Source organism: Arthrobacter rhamnosi (assembly GCF_054510855.1).
Window position 1 is genome coordinate 254,876 of sequence record NZ_JBTNDT010000001.1, and the last position, 22,153, is coordinate 277,028.

General features: G+C 71.6%; 20 protein-coding genes and 1 riboswitch. Of the genes, 8 read left to right on the forward strand and 12 right to left on the reverse strand.

Features of this window, described 5'->3' with window-relative positions:
* The first annotated feature begins 45 nt into the window (after window positions 1-45).
* Window positions 46-1,338, forward strand: a complete 1,293-nt coding sequence (locus ACX80I_RS01325; RefSeq protein ID WP_459343377.1) for an MFS transporter — start codon at window positions 46-48, stop codon at window positions 1,336-1,338.
* Here the strand turns inward: ACX80I_RS01325 and smc are convergent.
* Window positions 1,335-4,955 (reverse strand): chromosome segregation protein SMC, encoded by a 3,621-nt coding sequence (gene smc, locus ACX80I_RS01330; RefSeq protein WP_459343378.1) that lies wholly within the window; start codon window positions 4,953-4,955, stop codon window positions 1,335-1,337. The genes ACX80I_RS01325 and smc overlap by 4 nt on opposite strands.
* 256 nt (window positions 4,956-5,211) lie before the next feature.
* Between smc and ACX80I_RS01335 the strand changes: the two genes are divergently transcribed.
* Genes ACX80I_RS01335 through ACX80I_RS01345 form a run of 3 tightly spaced genes read left to right on the forward strand, consistent with a single transcriptional unit; the run spans window position 5,212 to window position 9,832 of the window.
* Window positions 5,212-6,237, forward strand: coding sequence for a 3-oxoacyl-ACP synthase III (locus tag ACX80I_RS01335; RefSeq protein ID WP_459343379.1), 1,026 nt, complete (start codon window positions 5,212-5,214; stop codon window positions 6,235-6,237).
* Window positions 6,231-8,867 (forward strand): alpha/beta fold hydrolase, encoded by a 2,637-nt coding sequence (locus tag ACX80I_RS01340; protein WP_459343380.1) that lies wholly within the window; start codon window positions 6,231-6,233, stop codon window positions 8,865-8,867. Before ACX80I_RS01335 ends, ACX80I_RS01340 begins: the two co-directional genes overlap by 7 nt.
* The gene (locus ACX80I_RS01345) at window positions 8,864-9,832 is read left to right on the forward strand and encodes an NAD-dependent epimerase/dehydratase family protein (protein ID WP_459343381.1); all 969 of its coding nucleotides are present in this window, start codon (window positions 8,864-8,866) and stop codon (window positions 9,830-9,832) included. The genes ACX80I_RS01340 and ACX80I_RS01345 overlap by 4 nt, the downstream gene beginning before the upstream one ends.
* 122 nt (window positions 9,833-9,954) lie before the next feature.
* Here the strand turns inward: ACX80I_RS01345 and ACX80I_RS01350 are convergent, their stop codons facing one another.
* The 6 genes from ACX80I_RS01350 to coaD all read right to left on the reverse strand — a co-directional run bounded on the left by ACX80I_RS01350 (window position 9,955) and on the right by coaD (window position 14,360).
* Window positions 9,955-10,863: a C40 family peptidase gene (locus tag ACX80I_RS01350; RefSeq protein WP_459343382.1), complete on the reverse strand. Its 909-nt coding sequence runs from the start codon at window positions 10,861-10,863 to the stop codon at window positions 9,955-9,957.
* A 2-nt stretch (window positions 10,864-10,865) separates the two neighbouring features.
* Window positions 10,866-11,046, reverse strand: a riboswitch (cyclic di-AMP (ydaO/yuaA leader).
* Window positions 11,047-11,187: 141 nt separating this feature from the next.
* Entirely contained in the window at window positions 11,188-12,162 is a 975-nt protein-coding gene (gene mutM / locus ACX80I_RS01355) for a bifunctional DNA-formamidopyrimidine glycosylase/DNA-(apurinic or apyrimidinic site) lyase (protein WP_459343383.1), read from the reverse strand.
* The gene (rnc, locus tag ACX80I_RS01360; RefSeq protein ID WP_459343384.1) at window positions 12,163-12,894 is read right to left on the reverse strand and encodes a ribonuclease III; all 732 of its coding nucleotides are present in this window, start codon (window positions 12,892-12,894) and stop codon (window positions 12,163-12,165) included.
* 71 nt (window positions 12,895-12,965) lie between these two features.
* On the reverse strand, window positions 12,966-13,169 hold the full coding sequence (gene rpmF / locus ACX80I_RS01365; protein WP_087076034.1) for a 50S ribosomal protein L32: 204 nt from the start codon (window positions 13,167-13,169) through the stop codon (window positions 12,966-12,968).
* Between the two features lie 2 nt (window positions 13,170-13,171).
* Entirely contained in the window at window positions 13,172-13,732 is a 561-nt protein-coding gene (locus tag ACX80I_RS01370; RefSeq protein WP_459343385.1) for a YceD family protein, read from the reverse strand.
* A gap of 106 nt (window positions 13,733-13,838) precedes the next feature.
* Window positions 13,839-14,360 (reverse strand): pantetheine-phosphate adenylyltransferase, encoded by a 522-nt coding sequence (gene coaD / locus ACX80I_RS01375; protein ID WP_459343386.1) that lies wholly within the window; start codon window positions 14,358-14,360, stop codon window positions 13,839-13,841.
* A gap of 144 nt (window positions 14,361-14,504) precedes the next feature.
* Here coaD and ACX80I_RS01380 point away from each other — a divergent pair, with 144 nt between their 5' ends.
* The 4 genes from ACX80I_RS01380 (at window position 14,505) to ACX80I_RS01395 (ending at window position 18,299) form a co-directional block, all read left to right on the forward strand.
* Complete coding sequence (locus tag ACX80I_RS01380; RefSeq protein WP_459343387.1) at window positions 14,505-15,740, forward strand: aminotransferase class I/II-fold pyridoxal phosphate-dependent enzyme; 1,236 nt, start codon at window positions 14,505-14,507, stop codon at window positions 15,738-15,740.
* Complete coding sequence (locus tag ACX80I_RS01385) at window positions 15,737-16,579, forward strand: spermidine synthase (protein ID WP_459343388.1); 843 nt, start codon at window positions 15,737-15,739, stop codon at window positions 16,577-16,579. The genes ACX80I_RS01380 and ACX80I_RS01385 overlap by 4 nt, the downstream gene beginning before the upstream one ends.
* A 285-nt stretch (window positions 16,580-16,864) precedes the next feature.
* On the forward strand, window positions 16,865-17,458 hold the full coding sequence (locus ACX80I_RS01390; protein ID WP_459343389.1) for a hypothetical protein: 594 nt from the start codon (window positions 16,865-16,867) through the stop codon (window positions 17,456-17,458).
* Window positions 17,459-17,570: 112 nt separating this feature from the next.
* A complete protein-coding gene (locus tag ACX80I_RS01395) occupies window positions 17,571-18,299 on the forward strand; it encodes a YcnI family copper-binding membrane protein (protein ID WP_459343390.1) in 729 nt (242 codons plus the stop codon).
* Window positions 18,300-18,384: 85 nt separating this feature from the next.
* Here the strand turns inward: ACX80I_RS01395 and rsmD are convergent, their stop codons facing one another.
* The 5 genes from rsmD to ACX80I_RS01420 form a co-directional block, all read right to left on the reverse strand.
* Complete coding sequence (rsmD, locus tag ACX80I_RS01400; RefSeq protein ID WP_459343391.1) at window positions 18,385-18,957, reverse strand: 16S rRNA (guanine(966)-N(2))-methyltransferase RsmD; 573 nt, start codon at window positions 18,955-18,957, stop codon at window positions 18,385-18,387.
* Between the two features lie 10 nt (window positions 18,958-18,967).
* Window positions 18,968-20,047, reverse strand: coding sequence for a sulfate/molybdate ABC transporter ATP-binding protein (locus tag ACX80I_RS01405; protein ID WP_459343392.1), 1,080 nt, complete (start codon window positions 20,045-20,047; stop codon window positions 18,968-18,970).
* Window positions 20,047-20,847: an ABC transporter permease gene (locus ACX80I_RS01410; RefSeq protein WP_459343897.1), complete on the reverse strand. Its 801-nt coding sequence runs from the start codon at window positions 20,845-20,847 to the stop codon at window positions 20,047-20,049. Before ACX80I_RS01410 ends, ACX80I_RS01405 begins: the two co-directional genes overlap by 1 nt.
* An 84-nt stretch (window positions 20,848-20,931) precedes the next feature.
* The gene (gene modA / locus ACX80I_RS01415) at window positions 20,932-21,729 is read right to left on the reverse strand and encodes a molybdate ABC transporter substrate-binding protein (RefSeq protein WP_459343393.1); all 798 of its coding nucleotides are present in this window, start codon (window positions 21,727-21,729) and stop codon (window positions 20,932-20,934) included.
* Window positions 21,726-22,130 (reverse strand): TOBE domain-containing protein, encoded by a 405-nt coding sequence (locus ACX80I_RS01420; protein WP_459343394.1) that lies wholly within the window; start codon window positions 22,128-22,130, stop codon window positions 21,726-21,728. The genes modA and ACX80I_RS01420 overlap by 4 nt, the downstream gene beginning before the upstream one ends.
* Window positions 22,131-22,153 lie beyond the last annotated feature (23 nt).

Below are 22,153 nucleotides of genomic sequence, written 5' to 3' on the forward strand. Positions count from 1 at the left end.
GGCCGATTGAGCATCCGACGGATGCGGTGACAGAATGCGAGGACCATGGCCGGTTCCCCTCGCGCTCGCAAGCAGTCCCTCCTCCCGATCCTTCCGTGGAGGACACGGGGAGAGGGCGACGCTCCCGCGCCGGGGCGCCTCGCCATCCCGCGCGAAATCCGGGTCCTCATCGCGGCGGCGTTCGTGATCGCCATCGGCTTCGGGCTCGTGGCCCCGATCCTGCCGCAGTTCGCGCAGAGCTTCGACGTCGGCGTGACGGCGGCGTCCGTGATCGTCAGTGCCTTCGCCTTCACGAGGCTCCTGTTCGCACCGACGGGCGGGTGGCTCGTGGAGAAGCTCGGTGAGCGTCCGGTCTACATCATCGGCCTGCTCATCGTGGCCCTGTCCACCGCCGCGTGTGCCTTCGCCGCGGACTACTGGCAGCTGCTGGTCTTCCGGGCGCTGGGCGGCATCGGGTCGACCCTGTTCACCGTCTCGGCCATGGGACTGATCGTCCGGCTCGCGCCGCCGTCCATCCGTGGCCGGGTCTCCGGTGCCTACGCCACGGCATTCCTGCTCGGCAGTATCGGCGGGCCCCTCGTCGGGGGCCTGCTCGCCGGCCTCGGGCTCCGCGTGCCGTTCCTCGCCTACGCCGTCGCGCTGCTCGTCGCATCCGCCGTCGTGTTCTTCCAGCTCCGGGACACCTCCCTCGCCGACCGGCGGGCGGCACGCCAGCAGGCACCGCTGTCGGTCCGGGAGGCCGTCCGTGACTCCGCCTACCGTGCGTCGCTCCTCTCGGGCTTCGCCAACGGGTGGTCCTCGTTCGGCATCCGGATGGCCCTGGTCCCGCTCTTCGCGACCGCCGTGCTCGACGCCGGGCCGCAGGTCGCAGGGATCTCGCTCGCCTTCTTCGCGGGCGGGACCGCGCTGTCGCTGACGGTGTCCGGGCGCCTCGCCGACACGGCCGGCAGGAAGCCCCTGGTCATCACCGGGCTTCTGGTCAACGGCGCCGCGATGGCCGCGCTCGGCTTCTCGGGCAGCGTCCCCGTGTTCCTGGCGGCCTGCGTGGTCGGCGGGATCGGGACGGGGCTGCTGAATCCGGCACAGCAGGCGGCCGTGGCGGACATCATCGGCACCGGCCGCAGTGGCGGCAAGGTCCTGGCGACGTTCCAGATGAGCGCGGACCTCGGCGCCATCTTCGGCCCGATCGTCGCCGGCCTCATCATCGACCGCCTCGTCGTGGGCTCCTACGCCCTGGCCTTCGTCGCCACGGGTGTCCTGGCCGTGCTCGCCGCCGTCACCTGGCTGGCGTCCCGCGAGACACTCCCCCGGCAGTCCGGGGTCGAGGTGTCCGGCTAGCCGAGGAGCTGCTCCTCGGCGTCCAGGCGCTGGCTGATGACGGTGGACACCCCGTCACCGCGCATCGTGACGCCGTAGAGCGCGTCGGCCACCTCCATGGTCCGTTTCTGGTGCGTGATGATGATGAGCTGGCTCGACGCGCGGAGTTCCCGGAAGATGCTGATGAGCCGGCCGAGGTTCGTGTCGTCGAGGGCGGCCTCGACCTCGTCCATGACGTAGAAGGGCGATGGCCGTGCCTTGAAGATGGCGACCAGGAGCGCGACGGCGGTCAGCGAGCGTTCCCCGCCCGACAGCAGGGACAGCCGCTTGATCTTCTTGCCTGCGGGCCGAGCCTCCACCTCGATGCCCGTGGCGAGCATGTCGGAGGGATCGGTGAGCACGAGCCTGCCCTCACCGCCGGGGAACAGCGTGGCGAACACGCGTTCGAACTGCTCGGCCGTGTCCCGGTAGGCGTCCGTGAAGACCCGCTCGACGCGCTCGTCGACTTCCCGGATGATGTCGAGGAGGTCCTTCCGGGTGGCCTTGAGGTCCGCCAGCTGCGTACTGAGGAACTGGTGCCGCTCCTCGAGTGCCGCGAATTCCTCCAGGGCGAGGGGATTGACCTTGCCGAGCGCCGCGAGATCCCGTTCCGCGCGCTTCAGCCTCTTCTCCTGCTGCTCCCGGACGAACGGTATTCCCTGCGGCACCGGGATGCCGTCGTCGTCGACCGGTGCCCGCAGGGCTGCCCACTTGTCCTCCGGGGAGTCCGCGGAGTCCTGGGGCACGGGCAGGTGCGGGCCGAACTCGTCCACGAGGTGGTCGGGCGTCAGTCCGAGCTCCTCGATGGACCGGTTCTCCAGGGCCTCGATCCGAAGCCTCTGCTGGGTGCGGGCGAGCTCGTCACGATGCACGGAGTCCGTCAGGCGTGCGAGCTCGGCGCCGAGTTCCGCGTTGGCCTTGCGGACCGCCTGCAGCTCCGTGTCCTGCTGTTCGCGCAGCCGCTCGGCGGCATCGCGCTGCTCGGCCGCGACCGCGACGGACTCCGCGGCCCGCCGCTCGGCAGACCGGGCAGCCCGGGCGACCGCCGCGGCCTTGACGGCCTGCGCCCGCCGGACCCGTGCCTTCTCCGCCGCCTGTTCACGCGCCCGGCGCTCCGACTGGGCGGCGCGCTCGAGCGACGCCGCCCTGTTCCCGAGCGCCGACAACTGCTCCTCGCCGCTGCGCAGGGCCAGCCGCGCCTCGAGCTCGGCCTGCCGCGCGTCGGCGGCGGCACGGTGCAGGACGGTCCGCTGCTCGGTGGACGGCTCGGCCTCGACGGGCTGCTCCTGCAGGTCCTTCAACCGCTGCGCCGCCTCGGAGAGCCGGGTCTCCTCCTGTGCGAGGTTCGCCTCGGCGGTCCGCATCAGTGCGGCCAGGCGTTCGGCTTCGCCGGAGGCCGAGCGCAGGGTCGCGTTGAGGTGTCCGAGCTTCTCGGCGACGGCGGCCATGCGCGCGTCGGACTCGTGCAGGCGCTCGAGCGCCGCGTCCACGCGCTGCTGCGCGGCCTGCTGCCGGGTCCTCGCGCCCGAGAGGCGGAACCGCAGGCGCTCGGTCGAGGCGACGGCCGAGGCCAGGCGCTCCTCCGTCTCCTCGGCAGCCGCGCGGAGCTCCAGGTAGCCTGCCGCACCGGGCGTGCCGCCGCGGGCGGCATGGCGGGACAGGACGTCCCCGTCGCGCGTCACGGCGAGCGGTGCCGCACCGTCCTCGATCACGCGGCGGGCGCGGTCCAGGTCCTCGACGACGACGGCGCCGCGCAGCAGGTCCTCGAGCGCGGGACGGAGTGCGGAGGGTACCTCCAGGACCGAGAGCACGGGGACGACGGCGCTCGGATCGACAGGACCGGTTACGCGCGGGGACGCCTTCGCCGGACGCCCACCCGCTCCGGCCCCGGGGGCGACGACGAGGGACACCTGACCGGCGTCGTCGTGCTTCAGGAGCTCCAGTGCCGCGACGGCGGCGGCGACGCTCTCCACGGTGACTGCATCGGCGGAGCCTGCGAGCGCCGCGGCGACCGCCTTCTCGAAGCCCGGTGCGACCTGGAGGAGCTGCGGAAGCGGCAGCGCCACGCCGTCGAGCCCGGCGGCCAGGAGGGCTCCGGAGCCGTCGCGCTGCTGCAGCCCCTCGCGCTGCGCCTCGAGGCGGGCCGCGAGGGCGCTCCGTTCCCGCTCGGCGGCACGTTCCTCCCCGGCGAGCGCCTGCAGTTCGTCCGTGATGGTCCCGAGGAGGGCCGAAGCCTCCTCGTACTCGGCGTCGAGGCCCTCCTCACCCTCCTCGTGGCCGGCCACCTGGCCCTCGAGCGCGGTGAAGTCCCGCTCGGCGGCACCGCGCCGTTCCTCGGCGGCGGCGATGGACGCCCGGAGGCGTCCGAGTTCCGCGACGGCCGACTCGACGCGGGAGCGGGCCGCTCCCACGGTTCCCGCCAGTTTGGCCTCGCCCTCGCGCCTGTCGGCGGCTGCGCGCAGCAGGCACGCGAGCCTCGCGTCCTCGGCGGCCGACGCGTCCTCGGCGGCGCGACGCGCGGACAGCGTCGCTTCGAGTGCGTGTCCGAGCGAGGCCTCCTCCTCCTGCAGCGCGGCGACCTCGGTCCGCACACGCGCGGCCTGCCGGTCGAGGTGGTCGGGATCGCGTCCGGAGTCCGGTTCGGGGCCACCCTGCCCCAGCAGGTGCCCGCGATCCTCGGCACGGGCGGCGAGGGCGGCGAGCTTCTCGCGGGCACTCGCCAGCGCGTACCAGGTCTCCCGCGCCCGGTTGAGGGCCGGGACGGCCCCCGCGGCGGCCTGCTCGAGGTCGGCCTGGCGTTCCTGACCGGCGCCGAGTGCCTGCTCGACCTCCTCCCGGCGTGCCTGGAGCGCGGCCTCGGCGGCGACGTCGCGCTCGAACCCGGAGCGCAGCGTCACCAGCTCGTCCGCGAGCAGGCGGGACCGCGCGTCCCGCACGGCGAACTGCACCTGCTGGGCACGACGTGCCACCTCGGCCTGCTTCCCGAGCGGGGTCAGCTGCCGCCGGAGCTCGGCGGTGAGGTCGGACAGGCGCGCGAGGTTCGCCTGCATCGCGTCGAGCTTCCGCACCGTCTTCTCGCGCCGGCGGCGGTGCTTCAGGATCCCGGCGGCTTCCTCGATGAAGCCGCGCCGCTCCTCCGGTGTGGCATGCAGCACCTTGTCGAGCTGTCCCTGCCCGACGATGACGTGCATCTCGCGTCCGAGCCCGGAATCGGAGAGGAGTTCCTGGATGTCGAGGAGCCTGCAGTTCTTGCCGTTGATCGCGTACTCCGAGCCGCCCGCGCGGAAGAGCGTGCGCGAGATCGTGACCTCGGTGTACTCGATGGGCAGGGCGCCGTCGCTGTTGTCGATGGTGAGGGAGACCTGGGCCCGCCCGAGCGGAGCTCGTCCGGACGTCCCGGCGAAGATGACGTCCTCCATCTTGCCGCCGCGCAGCGTCTTGGCGCCCTGCTCCCCCATGACCCAGGCGAGTGCGTCGACGACGTTGGACTTGCCGGAACCGTTGGGGCCGACGACGGCGGTCACGCCGGGTTCGAAGTCGAAGGTCGTCGCCGACGCGAAAGACTTGAACCCCCGCATGGTTAGACTCTTCAGATGCACAGTGTCAGGATCTCCAGGGGGAATGGGACCTCCCTAATCTACTGGAACGCACCGACTGTACGGGTGCGGGGCTGTATCGGGTGGGCAAGGCCGTGACCTCCTCGAATCGGGAGTGACCGGCCGGTGCATTAAGAAGTAGGCTTACAAAAGTTTCAACAGTATCCGTTCCAGCAGTATCCAGAGGCGTCCAGGCCGATCCATCCGTGGATCCTCTACGGCCACCTACCGGCGCTGACCAGTTGACGAGGCAGGAAATTTGACCGGTAACGCGACGTTTCGACATGACAACACGGCCTTGCTCGCCGTCACGAGTGTGGAGGCGCCGGTAGTCGTCAGTTCCGCAGAGTTCGACGAACGGCTGGCGCCCAGCCTGAAGAGGCTCCGGCTCTCGAAGCGGCTCCTCGAGCGCGTGGCCGGCGTGACGGAGCGCCGCTGGTGGTCGCCCGGGTCCGACTTCGACGACGCCGCCATCGAGGCGGGAGCCAAGGCCATGGCGGAAGCCGGCATCGAACCCGGTGACGTGGGCCTGCTGATCAACACCTCGGTGACCCGCCGCAACCTCGAACCGTCCGTCGCGGTGAAGATCCACCACTCGCTGGGCCTCCCCTCGTCCGCCATGAACTTCGACCTGGCCAACGCCTGCCTCGGCTTCGTGAACGGTATGACCCTTGCCGCCAACATGATCGACTCCGGGCAGATCAAGTACGCCCTGATCGTCGCCGGCGAGGACGCCCAGCGGACCCAGGAAGCGACGTTCAGGCGGCTGAACCGCGAGGACTCCACCCGCGAGGACTTCCTCAGCGAATTCGCGACCCTCACCCTCGGTTCCGGGGCTGCCGCCGCCGTCCTCGGTCCCGCCGACTCCCACCCCGGGTCCCACCGCATCCTCGGCGGGGTCTCGCGTGCCGGCACCCAGCACCACGAACTGTGCGTGGGCGGCATCGACGGGATGTACACCGACACGAAGGGCCTGCTCGACGGCGGGCTCGAACTCGTGGTCACCGCGTGGCACGAGGCGCAGGCCGACGGCTGGTCGTGGGGCGCGATGGACCGCTACGTAACCCACCAGGTCTCCAACTCCTACACCAACGCCATCATCAAGGCCGTGGATCTCGAACGCGAGCGCGTCCCCATCACCTTCCCCCACTGGGGCAACGTGGGGCCCGCATCGCTGCCGATGACCCTCGCGCAGGAGTCCCAGTCGCTCTCGCCGGGAGACCGCGTGCTGTGCCTGGGCGTCGGATCGGGCCTGAACACCTCCATGATGGAGATTGCGTGGTAGCACTCCCCGGCGTTGACCCCTCGTGGTCGACGTACATCGACGTGCCCTCCTCCAGTGCCGCGGACGCCCCGGGCACCAGCCATCGCTGGCACTACCTCGACAACGGGCTCGGCCGGGACGGCGCCGGCAGCGCGCGGGGGACGCTCCTGTGCGTCCACGGCAACCCGACGTGGTCCTACCTGTGGCGGAGCTATCTCGCCGCAGGACTGGAGTCCGGGTGGCGCGTCATCGCCGTCGACCAGCTCGACATGGGCTACTCGGAGCGGACGGGCGTCTTCCGCCGCCTCGAGCACCGCATCACCGACCTCGAGGACTTCGTCGCCGCGGTGGGCCTGTCGGGGCCCGTGGTCACGGTGGGCCATGACTGGGGCGGCGTCGTCAGCCTCGGCTTCGCGAACCGCAACCGGGACGACCTCGCCGCCGTCATCCTGACCAACACGGCCATCCACCAGGATCCCGACCGCCCGATCCCGGCTCCGCTGCGGGTCGCGCTCGCTCCGGGCGTGCACGGGCTGGGCACCAGGACCAGTACGGCGTTCCTGGACGTGACCCTGTCCCTCGCCCGGCCCGCCCTGGACCGGGACGTGCGCCGCGCGTTCCGGGACCCCTACCGCACGGCCGCCGCTCGCCAGGGCATCGCGAACTTCGTCTCGGACATCCCCGCCGACGCGTCCCACCCGAGCTACGGTGCCCTCACCGCGACGGCGGAGGGGATCCGCAGCCTCGATGTGCCCGTCCTTATGATGTGGGGTCCGCACGATCCGATCTTCTCCGACCCCTACCTCGAGGACCTCGCCCGCCGGATGCCGCACGCGGACATCCACCGTTTCGAGCGGTCCGGCCACCTCGTGCAGGAGGACGCCCCGACGGCGTCGACGGCCATGGAGTGGCTCGGGAACCGCTCCGTCGGAGAATCCCGTGCCGGGACGGAACGGGACCCTGTCCGGCAGGATCCTCCACGGTCCTCCTCCCAGGACGCCGCCTACCTGCCGCTGGGTGCCCGCATCCCGGAACTGGCAGCCGGTCCTGCAGGAACCACCACCGCCGTCGCCGAGCTGACGGCCGCCGGGACGCGCACGCTGTCCTGGCGTGAGCTGGACGACGATATCCGTGCCGTCGCCGGCGGCCTCACCGCACTCGGCGTCGGCGCGGGCAGCAGGGTGAGCCTGCTCGTCCCGCCCGGTGTGGACCTGACCGTCCTGATCTACGCATGCCTCCGGATCGGCGCGGTGATCGTCGTCGCCGACGCCGGGCTCGGGGCGCGCGGACTCAGCCGGGCCGTGAAGGGTTCCGCGCCCGACGTCGTCATCGGCATCGAGCGGGCACTCCTCGCGGCGCGCGCCTTCGGCTGGCCGGGTCGCCGGATCAGCGTCGCTCCGCTGTCGCCGGCGAGGCGGGCAGCACTACGCGTCGAGGCCTCACTCAACGACCTCCGCGCCGCCCGTCCCGCGGACCCGGCGGAGGCCGCGCCCGACGCCGACGCCGCCATCCTCTTCACGTCCGGTTCCACCGGGCCGGCCAAGGGCGTGGTGTACACGCACCGGCAGCTCTCCGCCATGCGCGACGCCGTCGGGACCACGCTCGGACTGGGACCCGGAGGCGCGCTCGTCGCGGGCTTCGCGCCCTTCGCCCTGCTGGGGCCCGCCCTCGGCGCGACATCGGTGACGCCCGACATGGATGTCACCGCTCCCGGGACCCTGACCGCCCAGGCGCTGGCCGACGCAGCCGCGGCCATCGACGCGACCGTCGTCTTCGCGTCTCCCGCAGCCCTGCGGAACGTGCTGGCGACCTCGGCGGACGTCACCGGAGCCGGGCGGGTGGCCCTGGCCAGGATCACGCTTCTGCTCTCCGCCGGCGCGCCGGTTCCCGTCCCGCTCCTGGACGCCGTGCAGGACCTCGTACCGTCCGCCGTGCTCCACACGCCCTACGGCATGACCGAGTCGCTGCTCGTCGCGGACATCGATCTGGCGGGAATCCATGCCGCGGGCGCGGCGGCCGGTCTCGAGGGCGCCGGCAACGGCGTCTGCGTCGGCCGACCAGTCTCCGGTGCCCGCGTGGCGGTCAGCCCCCTCGACGGCACAGGCGCGGCGACGGGAGCACCGACGGCCGCCCCCGGGGTGACCGGAGAGATCCTCGTCGACGCGCCGCACGTCAAGGATCGCTACTTCCGCCTGTGGAGGACGCAGCAGGAGTCGTCGCGCACGCCTCCGTACCACCGCACGGGCGACGTCGGCCACTTCGACGCCGAAGGACGACTGTGGGTCGAAGGCCGGCTGGGCCATGTCGTGACAGCGGCGGCAGGCGTCCTGACCCCGGTCGGGCTCGAGCAGGCGCTGGAGCAACTCGACGGAGTGCGCCTCGCCGCCGTCGTCGGCGTCGGACCCGCGGGCACGCAGGCCGTCGCGGCGGTCCTGCAGGAGGAGACGGCAGGGCGGCGGCCGCGCCTGGCCGACCTCCGGCTCGCGGCAGCTGCCCGCGCGGCCGCGCGGGGCCTCGGCGTGGACCTCGCGGCCGTTCTCACCGTGCCCGCACTCCCGGTCGACATCCGCCACAATGCCAAGATCGACCGGTCCCGCGTCGCGGCTTGGAGTGCCCGCTTCCTGTCGGGCGGTCGGGCAGGATCCCTGTGACCGTCCTCGTGACGGGGGCCAGCGGCATGCTGGGCCGGGCCGTCGCGGAACACCTCCTGGCCGGCGGTTCCGAGGTGCGGTGCTTCCAGCGCCGTCCGTCCGGCATCGACGGGGTCGAGGAGCTCCTCGGCTCCGTCGGGGACGCCGGGGCGGTCACGGCAGCGGTGCAGGACTGCCATGCCGTCATCCATCTCGCCGCGAAGGTCTCCTTCACCGGGACCCCGGCCGAGTTCGACCGCACGAACGTGGAGGGGACCCGGCTCCTGCTCGACGCCGCGCAGGAGGCCGGGGCCACCGACGTCGTGTACGTCTCCTCCCCGTCCGTCGCCCACGACGGGACGTCGCTGGTGGGCGCTCCGGCCGGCCCCGCGGACCCGGAGTACGCGCGCGGACACTATGCGCGGACCAAGGCGGCGGCGGAGCTGCTCGCCCTCGCACGCTCGACCCCGGAGTTCCGCGTCGCGGCAGTGCGGCCGCACATCGTGTGGGGACCGGGCGACACGCAGCTCGTCGAGCGCGTCCTCGACCGGGCCCGGCACGGTCGCCTGCCGCTGCTCGACGGCGGTACAGCCCTCATCGACACCACCTACGTGGACAACGCGGCGTCGGCCATCGTCGCCTGCCTCCACCGGATGCAGGCCGCGCAGGGGCAGGCGTTCGTGGTGACGAACGGCGAGCCGCGCCCCATTGCCGAGCTGCTGGACGGGATCTGCCGCTCCGGCGGCGTCCGGCCCCCCGCGTGGTCGGTGCCGGGGGCACTGGCCCGGGGCGCCGGCGCGGTGATCGAACGGGCATGGCTGGCACTCGGACGCGCGGAGGAGCCTCCCATGACCCGCTTCCTGGCCGAACAGCTCTCCACGGCGCACTGGTTCGACCAGCGGCACACGCGGGCGGTGCTGGACTGGCAGCCGTCCGTCAGCATCGAGGAGGGCCTCGAGCGGCTCGCTGCGCACTACCGCGGCTGAGCCCGGCACCAGGACCCGGCAGGACCGGGCAGAACCGACCGAACGGACAAGGAAGGGCGGGATGCTGTGCATCCCGCCCTTCCTTCGTATCGTCCTGCTACCGGCGCAGGGCCGGTGGAGGGTTATCGCGTGTAGTAGCCGTCGACCGACATGGCGTTGACCGAGTGCACGAGCGTTCCCTGCGAGGGGTTCAGCGCGCTGATCATCTGGCCGTTGCCGAGGTAGATACCGACGTGGCTGCCACCGTTCTGGCTCACCAGGTCGCCCGGCTGGGGGTTGCTGGTGGGCGTCAGGGCGGCGAACTGCGACCAGGTGGTGCGCGGCAGGCTGATGCCGTTCTGGGCGTAGACCCACTGCACGAAGCCGGAGCAGTCCCAGGCGCCGAAGGAGGTGCCGCCGTAGACGTATGCCGAGCCGAGGCCCTGCATCGCGGTCGCGGTGATGCCGCTGGTCGCCACCGGCGTGAACGCTGCGGCCTGCGTGCTGAGGCCCGTCGAGTTGCCTGCCGGAGCAGCTGCGGGAGCCGCTACGGGTGCAGCGACCGGAGCCGCTACGGGTGCAGCGACCGGAGCCGCTACGGGTGCAGCGACCGGAGCCGCGACCGGTGCGGCGACGATGGCTGCAGACTGGGTGGAGTACTGCTGGGGTGCAGCGGAACCGCCGAGGGAGATCGACTGGCCGGGGTAGATGATCGAGCTGTACCCGAGGCCGTTGGCCGTGAAGACGGCCTGGAGGCTCACGCCGTGGGCTGCTGCGATGCTCCCGAGGGTGTCACCGGCCTGGACGGTGTAGGTACCTGCCGCAGCGGTGGTCGCCGCTGCCGGCTGGGTGCTGATGGACTCGACGCTGATCTCGCCGGCGGCGCTTGCCGGAAGCGCTGCACCGAGCATGATGCCGGAAGCGGCAACGACGACGGCGGCGGGCTTGCCGGCCACCGAAGCAGTGGCGCTGACTGCGCGGGATGCGGTGACGAGGGGGTTGATGCGCGTGGGGACTGCCCGGTGGCGCGCAAAAGTGCTCTTCTTGGACATGCTGTTGCCTTTCCCAATGCCTACGAAGTTAGCTGTCGGGTTCGGATGGGACATCCGGACGCGTTTCTCGCAGACCACCGCCCCCGGTGCTGGTCTACGCGCGTCTTAACCCCAAGGACTCACACAGGTGAGTCCGCTATTGGTTCCCCCGCCCCTGTCGAACGTGTTGAGCGAACGGTCCATCCTCATCGACAGGGTTAGGCAGTGCGAGGATGGGCGCCCGTCCGTGGTGGACCGGGTGCGGGCTTAACCGTACGCGGTCGAGCGCGTCTTGTCACGTTTGGGTCACGAACGCCGTATCGCGACGGGGTCCCGGAGCCTCGGCTAGGATCGCGCGTTGCGCGGTCTGGGCTGGCAGAAAGGGCAGAGGAAGGACGACCGGTTCATGAATGCCTCCCGCCGCAGGAGGGTCGTCCGGCCCTCCGACAGGCACCGGCGGCAGGGCTGCCCGGCACGCCCGTAGGCTTCCAGGTCGCGTGCGAAGTAGCCGGACGCACCGTTGACGTTGACGTACAGCGAGTCGAAACTGGTGCCGCCGGCCTCCAGGGCCCGCCGCATCACGGTGGTGACCGCCTCGACGATGCGGAGGGTGTCCGGCCGGCGGAGGGTGTCGGTGGGACGGGCATAGTGCATCCTCGCCGCCCACAGGGCCTCGTCGGCATAGATGTTCCCGATGCCTGAGATGAGGCCCTGATCGAGGAGTGCACGCTTGAGGCCGGTTCTCCGCTCCCGGAGCCGGCGGTGCAGGGACTCCGTGGAGAATGCCGGGTCGAGGGGATCGCGGGCGATGTGCGCCGCCTGGCGGGGAATGAGCGGGAGGCTCCCGCCCCCGAGTCCGCCTGGCCGGCCATCGGCCGTCGGCTCGAGGTCCGTCACGAACATGCCGCCGAAGATCCGCTGGTCCACGAAACGCAGGTCCCCCGGGAGCGGAGTGCCGTCGGCATCGGCTGCGGCGGACAGTCTCAGCCGCACCTTCAGGTGCTTCTCCACCGGGGCGTCGGGGTCCTCGACGAGCAGTTGCCCGCTCATCCCGAGGTGGGCCATGAGGGCGGTGGAAGGAGCGGCGGAGGGAGCGCTGCGGGGGCCGTCCGGATCCTCGAGGATCATCCAGAGGAACTTCCCGCGGCGCACGACGTCGCTCACGCGGGCACCCGTGACGTTGCCGCGGAAGTCCTCGACGCCGTGGACGTGCCGTCGAAGCGATCGCGCGTCCAGCACGTCGACGTCCTCGACCGTACGCCCGGTCACCCAGCGCGCCAGGCCTCGGCGGACCACCTCGACCTCGGGGAGTTCAGGCACTCAGGCCCCCGCGGACGAACCGCCGGCCGCTCCGGGCCCGGCATCCGCACCGGGTGCGTCGGCGAGGAGCCTCCACGACTCGGCCGCCGCCGCCTGCTCCGCTTCCTTCTTGGAGTGCCCGCAGCCGGAGCCGTAGTCGACGCCGCCGATCACCAGGCGGGCCGTGAACGTGCGGGCGTGGTCGGGACCGGTCCCGTCGACCTGGTAGTCGATCAGCCCCAGGCGACGGGCAGCGGCGGTCTCCTGGATACGGGTCTTCCAGTCGGTGCCCTCCCCGAGGACCGCTGAATCCCGCAGGAGCGGTCCGATGAGCCGCATGACCATCGCGCGTGCGGTCTCGATCCCGTGGCTCAGGTACGCCGCCCCGATGACGGCTTCCATCGTGTCGGCGAGGATGGAGGCCTTGTCGCGGCCGTTGGTGAGCTTCTCCCCCTGGCCGAGCAGCACGTAGTCGCCGAGATCGAGGGAACGGGCCACACCCGCCAGCGCCTTGGTGCTGACGACGGCGGAGCGCCGCTTCGCGAGTTCACCCTCGGACAGGCCGGGATTGTCCCGGTACAACGCATCCGTCACGGACAGGCCGAGCACGGAGTCACCGAGGAATTCCAGGCGCTCGTTCGTCGGGATCCCGCCCTGTTCGTAGGCGTAGGACCGGTGCGTCAGGGCAAGACGAAGCGTCTCGGTGTCGATATCGACACCGAGACGCTTCGTGAGTTCTGCTGTATTCTTCACAACCGCATCAGCTGATCCGGCATCGGACGGATGCCTGCCGCACCAGGCGTGCGGCAGGCTGCGGTCCGTTGCTAGACGTCGGCTACCTTGCGGCCCTTGTACTCAAGGAACAGCGGGGTACCGGCTGAGTCGGTGACAACCTTGGCCTGGTGGGCGAGGCTGTAGGTGACGCGGCCGTTCTCGATGGTCTTGACCAGCTTGGGGGCGGTTGCCTTCCACTGGGACCGGCGTGCACGGGTATTCGCGCGGGACATCTTCCGCTTCGGGACAGCCACGGCTAACTCTCTTCTCTCTCGTCTGACTCTGACTTGGTTGCCGCGTCATTCTCAGCGGCGGTGCCCGCCAGCCCGGCAAGGGCTGACCAGCGAGGATCCAAAACTTCATGGTGGTGGTCCGGATCATCGTTGAGCCGGGCTCCGCATTCGGAGCACAGACCCTTGCAATCCTCCCGGCACACCGGCTGGAATGGCAGCGACGTAACCACCGCATCCCTCAGCACGGGTTCCAGATCGACCGAATCGTTCTCCACCCTGTACTGTTCTTCGTCCTCTTCCACCGACAGCGAGTCGCTGTAGAAGAAGAGTTCCTGGATGTCCACATCGCGCTCGAACCGCAGTGGCTCCAGGCAACGGCCGCACTCGCCGGTTACCTCGACGTTTGCCGTTCCCGACACCAGGATTCCCTCGTGCACCGATTCGAACCGCAGGTCCAGTTCCATCTCGGAACCTTCCTGCACACCGATCAGTGCGACGCCGAAGTCCTTCGGTGCCGGTACATGTTCTTCAACTGTCCGCATGCTTCCCGGACTGCGTCCGAGATCCTTGACACTGAACGTCAAAGGCGAACTGAGATCGCTTTTAATGGTGACTCCTGTAGAACATATGACCGACGTACCATCTTAGCCTGATGAGGCGGGCAGCCCCAAAACGGCAGCAGGGAGCGGGTCACGCCCGTTCCGGGCGATCAGCGGCGATCCGTGCCGTGCCCGGGGCGCCGCCGGACGGCACCAGACGGCGGAACACCGCGTCGGGAACGAACGGCTGCACATCGCCGCCCAGGAAGGCAACCTCCTTCAGGAGCGTCGAGGAGACGTGCGCGAACTCGCTTCCCGTCGGCAGGAAGACGGTCTCGACGTCGGCGAGGTGGCGGTTCATCGTGGCCATGGGGAGTTCGTAGTCGAAGTCGAGCCCGGACCTCAGTCCCTTCACCAGCGCCGTCGCACCGTGTTCCCTGCAGAAGTCGGCCAGGAGGCCGGACCCCATCGGGAGCACCGTGACCCCGTCGAGGTGCGAGAGACTCCCCGTGCAGAACGCGATGCGCTCGTCCAGGGGGAACCGGTACTTCTTCGCATAGTTCGTCGACACCGCGACGATCACCTCGTCGAACAGGCGGGCTGCCCGGCTGATGATCTCGACGTGTCCGTTGTGGAGGGGGTCGAAGGATCCGGGGCAGACGGCGCGGCTCATACCCCCACGCTACCCAGTCGGGCGGGCGCCGTGGGAACAGGACATGCGGACGGAGCGCCGGGAGGCAGTACGGGACGAGGAGCACCCTGTCCCCTCCGGCGGTACGGGAGGCCTCCGGCCGGCAGGAGCGGCGATACTGGTGTCATGACGACGGAAGCGCGCACCACCATCACCCCGGCCCGTGGGACGGCACCGTGGGCAAGAACGGCGCTCGGCGCGAACCTGCTCGGCAGCGACGGCAGACTCGGCATCACGATCTTCGAGGAGGTGACGGCCCTCGCGCAGCAGCACGCGGCGATCAACCTCGGGCAGGGCTTCCCGGACGAGGACGGGCCGCAGGAGATCCTCGAGGCTGCCCGCACCGCGATCGCCGAGGGCGCCAACCAGTACGCCCCCGGGCAGGGGCTCGCCGTCCTGCGCCATGCGATCGCCGCGCACCAGGAGCGCTTCTACGGCCTGCACGTCGATCCGCAGAACGAGGTCATCGTCAGCACGGGGGCCACCGAGTCGATCGCGGCCGCGATCCTCGCTTTCGCCGGTCCGGGCGACGAGGTGCTCACCTTCGAGCCCTTCTACGACTCCTACGGTGCCGTGATCGGGCTCTCGGGTGCCACGCACACCACCGCACCCCTGAGGGCTCCGGATTTCCAGCCCGACGCCGCCTCGCTGGAGGCCGCCTTCAGCGAGCGCACCCGGGTCGTCGTCGTCAACAATCCGCACAACCCGACGGGCAGCGTCTTCACCCGACCGGCCCTCGAGCTCATCGTGCAGCTGGCCGAGCGGTACGGGGCCATCATCGTGACGGACGAGGTGTACGAGCACCTGACGTTCGGGAGCGGGCACCTGCCGATCGCATCCCTGCCGGGGGCCGCCGAGCGCACCCTGACCATCTCCTCCGCGGGCAAGACGTTCTCGGTGACCGGCTGGAAGGTCGGCTGGCTCAGCGGACCCGCCGAGCTGGTGGCACAGGTCCGCACCGTCAAGACCTTCCTGACGTACACCTCGGGAACGCCGTTCCAGGGTGCCGTCGCCCTGGGCCTGGGGCTGCCCGACGAGTACTTCTCCTCCGCCGCGGCGACGCTGCGGAAGAAACGGGACCTCCTGGGCGAGGGGCTCCGGGCAGCCGGCTTCGACGTCTTCGAGCCGCAGGGCACGTTCTTCACCGTGGTCGATGCCGCTCCCCTGGGCATCGACGACGCGACCGACCTCGCGCGGCGCCTGCCGTCCCTGATCGGGGTCGCGGCCATCCCGGTGGCGGTGTTCTGCCACGAGGAGGGCGCCGAGCACACGCGCTCCATGCTGCGGTTCGCCTTCTGCAAGAAGTTCGACGTGATCGAGGAGGGCGCCCGCCGCCTCGCCACGCTGCGGGAACGCGTGTGAGTCCGTCCCATGAGCCGGAGTCCGAGGGCGACTTCGACGTCCCCACGCGCTGGCTGCCCGGCGCAGCCGCCTATGCGGAGATCGACGAGGACGCCTACATCGACGGAGCGCTGATCCTCAGCATCGGTGGGGCGCAGCAGTCCCACGTCGATCTGCACCACCCCGACCGGGTGTTCTACGAATACCTCCAGCGCATCGCGCGGGTCATCGACCTGGTGCGGCCCCCCGCCACTCCCCTGCGGGTCCTGCACCTCGGCGCCGGGGCCCTGACCCTCGTCCGGTACGTCCAGGCGACCCGTCCCGGGTCCGCGCAGGTGGCGGTGGACCTGGAGGCCGACCTGATCGACTTCGTCCTCGACGCCATGCCGCTCCCGGACGGCACGGTGTGCGAGGTCGTCGTCGCCGACGCCGCGGACGCCGTCCTCGAGCAGCCGGACGCGGCGTTCGACGCCGTCGTGCTCGACATCTTCGCCGGAGCCGACGCACCCGCCCACCTGACCGGCGCGGACTTCGCGGCCCACCTGCTCAGGGTCTGCGCGGAGGACGGCGTCGTCCTGGTGAACGTCGGGGACGACCCGCCGCTCGCCTTCGCCCGAGCGCAGAGCCGGCAGCTCTCCGCGCTCACGGCAGGGACCGCCGTCCTGACCGAGGCCGGCATGGTCGGCGGCGAGCATCCCGGCAACGTCATCATCGCCGCCCGCCCCGCGGGCTGGCCGGACGCATGGACGCGAGCACTCCTGGCGGCAGGGCCGCACCCGGCGGCAGTCCTCGTGGGCCGGGACCGCGAGGCCTTCGAGCAGGACGTCCCCCAGCCCTCCGGGCCGGGACGCGAGCAGTAGCCCGAACCGCAGGCACGGCGTGGAATCCGCTTCGCGGCCTGAACACCTGCACCGCCCCGGAGGGGCACGCCGAACCTGCGAGCCGGGTGGGACTCCTCGCACCGGGCACGCAGATCCGCATTCGTCGTCCTGCGCGTCCGCAACGTCCCGGGTGCGTTCCCATCCGCGGGGCCGCCGGACGCGAACCACCTGCACGCAGGCTCCGGCCGTGCGGCGGTACCCTGAGGAAGAAGCCCGACGACGCCGGGCTCGCAGGACCGCAGACGGAACGGGGAGGAGACAGCAGTGGCAGGCCTTCCCTATCTCCGGTCCCTGGTCCTCGTCTCGCTGGTCGTGTCGGTCTCGTCCGCGTCGCACGTCCTCGCGGAGGGCCATCTGCCCGCCCCCGGGGTCCTGCTCCTGTTCGGCGTGCTCCTCCTCGTACCGATGACGCTGCTCGGCCGACGCGTGCTCTCCCTCCGCTCGTCGCTGCTGGCGATGGGTGCCGGCCAGTTCCTGCTGCACACCCTCTTCGGGATGACCGCCGCCCCCGCGGTGTGCAAGAGCTCCTCGGCCCTGCCCGGCCACCATGCCGCGTTCGAACTCGCCTGCTCCCCCGCGCGGGATGCCATGGGCCCGGCGGCGATCGACGCCCCCCTCATGGTCCTCCTGCACGGGCTGGCTACCGTCCTCCTGGCCCTTGCCGCCTCGCGGAGTGACGAGGCCGCCGCCCTGCTGCGCGCCTGGCTCCTTCCCCTCCTCACCCTTCCCGCTGTCGCTTCCCCGGTGCCGACGCGCCGCCCGGTGCTCGACGTGCCACCGCCCGTTCCGCCGCTGTCCGTCCACGCCTCGGTCCCGACGCTGCGGGGTCCGCCGCTCCGCGGACCGCAGCCCGCCTGACCCTGCCTTTCCGGACGGCGGGTCGGCCGGCGGTCCTTGCCCCGTCCCGGTTCCCCGTTCCCTGCTGCCGTCCGCCCTCGCGGGCCGCAGCGCTTTTCCGAAAGGCAGTTCCATGATCTCGTCCTACCCCCAGCGCGCCTTCACCGGTGTGGTCCTCACCACCGCCGGACTGATGGCCCTCGGCCTCGGTGCCGCAAGCGCCCACGTCTCGGTCGCACCTACGTCCACGACCGAGAACGGTTATTCGCAGCTCACCTTCAGCGTGCCCAGCGAGTCCGAGACCGCAGCGACGAACAAGCTCGAGGTGCAGCTTCCCACCGGCCAGCCCTTCACCTCGGTCCGCGTCAAGCCCGTCGAGGGCTGGACGGCGGAGGTCGTCTCCGGCGCCCTGCCCGAACCGGTCACGACGACCGACGGAGCGACGCTCACCGAAGCTCCCCTGTCCGTCGTATGGACCGCGGAACCGGGCGCGGAGATCTCGCAGCAGGAATACCAGACCTTCTCGATCTCCGTGGGACGCCTGCCCGAGGCAGGCTCCACGGTGCTGCTCCCGACCACCCAGTCCTACACGGATGGTGAGGTCGTCGAGTGGAACCAGCCGACCGAGGGCGAGGAGGAGCCCGAGAAGCCCGCGCCGTCCTTCGTCACCACCGCCGCGGTCGAGGGCGACGCGTCCCATGGAGGCCCGGAGGCCACCGAGGCCCCGGAGGCCATCGACGCCGAGCAGGCCTCGGCGACGGCGGGATCCCCCTCGGCCCTCGCGTGGGCAGGCCTCATCGCGGGCCTGCTCGGACTGGCCGCCGGCGGAACCGCACTGGTCCGGACGCGGCGCAGGGCATAACCCTCCGGGAAGTACGGCGGACTCGCAGCGCGGTGCCGGCAGGCGAACCGGCACCGCGCCCTCCCCGACAGGGGGCCGGAGCGGGTCAGTCGACGGCGGGCTCCAGGAACCACAGGCGCGTCTCGCCGTACTTCTTGTCCGAGAAGCGCTCGAGCCACGCGGGCCATTCCGGTTCCGGCGACCTCGCGGATCGCTCCACCACGACGACGGCGCCCTCCGACAGCCTCGACCGCAGGGCCGCGAGGACGGTGAGCACCCCGTCCTCGCGGACGCTGTAGGGCGGGTCCATCAGGACGAGGTCCCAGGTCAACTCCGGTGCCACCCGCTCGAGGTACGTCTCGACCTTCGTCCGGTGCACGCGGACGGCCGTCCAGCCGAGCACACGGTTCACCAGGTCCGCGTTGCGCTGGGCGACGGCGGCCGCCCGGTCGGCGGATTCGACGAGGTCCACGGAGGCCGCACCGCGGCTCGCACTCTCCACCCCGAGCGAGCCGGACCCGGCGTAGAGGTCCAGGACGTGCGCTCCGTGGATCACCCCGTAGGATTCCAGGCTCGAGAACAGGGCCTCCTTCACGCGGTCGGACGTGGGCCGCGTCCCGTTTCCCTCGACGCTGGTGAGGGTCGAGCCGCCCGCGGCTCCGGCGATGATTCGGGTCATGCTGTCGACTCTATCGTCCGCCCGCAGGACTTCGCAGACCGGTCTCGTCCACGGGATAGACGGTTGCATCCGCAGGACGGACGCCGAGGAAGATCCGCACACCGGGGGCGATTCCGAGCCCGACGGCGGCCGCCGGCGCCACGTCGGCGGCAAGGCCCGCGGCATGCACCCGGACGAGGTCGCCGCGGTGTTCGAGGTCGTCGACCTCCGCTCCGATCCAGCTCCACCCCGGACCGGCCTCCGCTGTCCGGGACACTCCGACACTGACCGGGCGCACGGCGAGGGCGAGGCGCGCTCCGACCGGCGCTTCGTGCTCCAGCGGTACGTCCAGTCCGTTGTCCGCCCGGAATCCCGCCGTCGTCCGCCGCCCCGGTACGAGGTTCAGGCCGGCGAGACGCGCCCCGAAACCCGTGACGGGGCGTGTCAGGACGTCGCCCGTGGGGCCCGACTCGACGATCCGGCCGCCCTCGAGGATGAGCACCCGGTCCGCGAGCAGGAAGGCGTCGAGTGGGTCGTGCGTCACGAGGATGGTCGGGCGGTCGGCCAGGACGTCCCGCAGGAGGGTGCGGAGGGCCGGGGCGACGCCGACGTCCAGGGCCGCGAGCGGCTCGTCGAGCAGCAGCAGCGACGGGTCGGCGGCCAGCGCCCGCGCGACGGCGACGCGCTGCGCCTGCCCGCCCGACAGCTGGGCGGGCCTGCGGGCGGCGAGGTCGTCGACGCCGACGCGTTCGAGCCAGTGCCGCGCCGTCGACCGGGCTGCGGACCTGTGCTGCCCGCGGCTCCGTGGACCGAACGCGACGTTCTCCAGCACCGTGAGGTGGGGGAACAGCAGCGCTTCCTGCGCCAGGAGCGCGACACCGCGGTGGCGTGGCTCGGTCAGGACGCGCCGGCCGGGCCCGACGTCGAAGAGGAGTGTGCCGTCCAGGTCCGCCCGGCCCGTCGCCGGAGCCAGGAGACCCGCCACCAGGTCCAGCAGGGTCGACTTCCCTGCGCCGTTCGGGCCGAGGACGGCGAGCGTCTCCCCCGGGGCCAGCTCGAACGACACGTCGAACCCCCGCTCCGGGAGGGTCGCGGTGAAGGTGAAGCCCATCAGCGGACCGGGCCGCGGTCGTCTGCCGGCCGGAACGACGGCATCGCGCTGCCCCCGAGCGGCCGGACCCGGTGTGCGACACCGACGACGGCGATGGCCACTCCGACGAGGATGAGCGAGAGGGCGACGGCGGCGTCCGGATCCGTCTCCCGCTGCAGGTAGACCTCCAGCGGAAGTGTCCTCGTGGTGCCTTCGAGGCTGCCCGCGAAGGTCAGTGTGGCTCCGAACTCGCCCAGCGCCCGCGCGAAGGAGAGCACCGTCCCCGACACGAGCGACGGCAGCACGAGGGGCAGGGTGATCCGCCGGAGGACTGTCCCGCGCCCCGCTCCGAGGGTCGCCCCGACGGCCTCGTAGCGCGTGCCGGCCGAGCGGAGTGCCCCTTCGAGGCTGAGGACGAGGAAGGGCAGCGCCACGAAGGACTGCGACATCACGACCGCCGTGGTCGAGAAGGCGATGTCGATGCCCAGTGCGTGGAGGCTGCCGCCGAGCAGTCCGCGCCGCCCGAAGGTGTAGAGCAGGGCGATACCGCCGACCACCGGCGGGAGCACCAGCGGCAGGAGCACGAGCGACCGGACGAGCCGCTGTCCCCGGAACGACGTCCGGGCCAGGACGAGGGCCATGGGTACGCCGACCACGACACAGAGGAATGCCGCCGTGAGGGATGTCCTCAGGCTGAGCAGGAGCGCCGCCTGTGCGCTCTCCGACGTGACGAGGGGGACGAAGCGGGGCCAGTCGACCCGCAGGGCCAGGGCTACCAGCGGCAGGACGACGAACAGGCCGCCCACGACGGCGATCGCCATCACCCAGCGGGGCAGGCTCGCGCCGCTCACCGCGCGTCCCCGGTGCCGGCTACCGGCGGGTGGGGAGTTGGATAGCGGGCCGGTTCAGGGCGCACCGAAACCAGCCGCCTCGAGCACTGCCCGTCCGTCCGCGCCGAGCACGTAGTCGACGAAGGCCTGCGCCGTCGCTGTGTCCTTCCTCCCGGCGAGCGCCGCGATGGGGTAGGTGGTCGTCGCACCGGCCGCCTCGGGGAGGGGGATGCCGAGCACGGCCTCCCCGGCCGCCCGGACGTCGGTGACGTAGACGAGGCCTGCGTCCGCCTCTCCGGAGACCACCTTTCCCAGCACATCGGTGACGGACGACTCCTCACTGACCGGCGTCAGGTCGACGTCCGCGGCCTCCTCGACCCGTGCCGTCACCGCCCCGCAGGGGACCTGCTGCGCGCAGACGACCGTCTTCACGCCGGGCCGGGCGGCGTCCGCGAGGGACGAGATCCCGGCAGGGTTGCCGGCGGGCACGGCGAGTTCGAGGGTGTTGGTGGCGAACGGGACCGCGTCTCCGGCGAGCAGCTCCGCACCCGCGACCCGCTCCAGGTTCCTCGTGTCGGCGGAGGCGAAGACGTCGGCGGGCGCGCCCTCGGTGATCTGGGTGGCGAGGTCGGACGACCCCGCGAAGGTGAGCGTCACGTCCGCGCCGGGGTGTGCCTCCTCGAACCGCGCAGCCAGGTCGGTGAAGGGCGCCGTGAGGGACGCCGCCGCGAAGACGGTGATGGCGCCGCCGGCAGCCTCGCCGGTCCGCTCGGTGCCTCCGTCCGCAGGGGTGCTCCCGCAGCCGGTGGCCAGCACGACGACGGCGGGCGCGGCGAGTGCCAGGAGCCGGAAGCGGGACGGCCGCGTCCTCATGCCTTCCCGCCCGGGGTCTCGATGATGACGGTGGTGGCCTTGACGACCGCGATCGCGACGGACCCCTCGGCGAGCCCGAGGTCACGGACGGCCTCGCTGCTCATCAGGGACACCACCCGGTGCGGCCCGCACTGGAGCTCGACCTGCGCCATCACGGTGTCGGTGATGATGTCGGTGACGATGCCGACGAACCGGTTCCGCGCGGACCGGCCGATGTCCGACGGATCGCCCGGCAGGACGGCGTTCCGCCGGGCGAGCCGCGCGAGTTCCAGCGCATCGACCACGACCCTGCCGGAGGAGTCCTTCGTGCTGCCGAGGATGCCGCCGTCGATCCAGCGGCGGACGGTGTCGTCGCTGACGCCGAGGAACCGCGCCGCGTCTCCCACCCGTATCTGCGTCATGAACAGGATGCTACCCCCGCAGG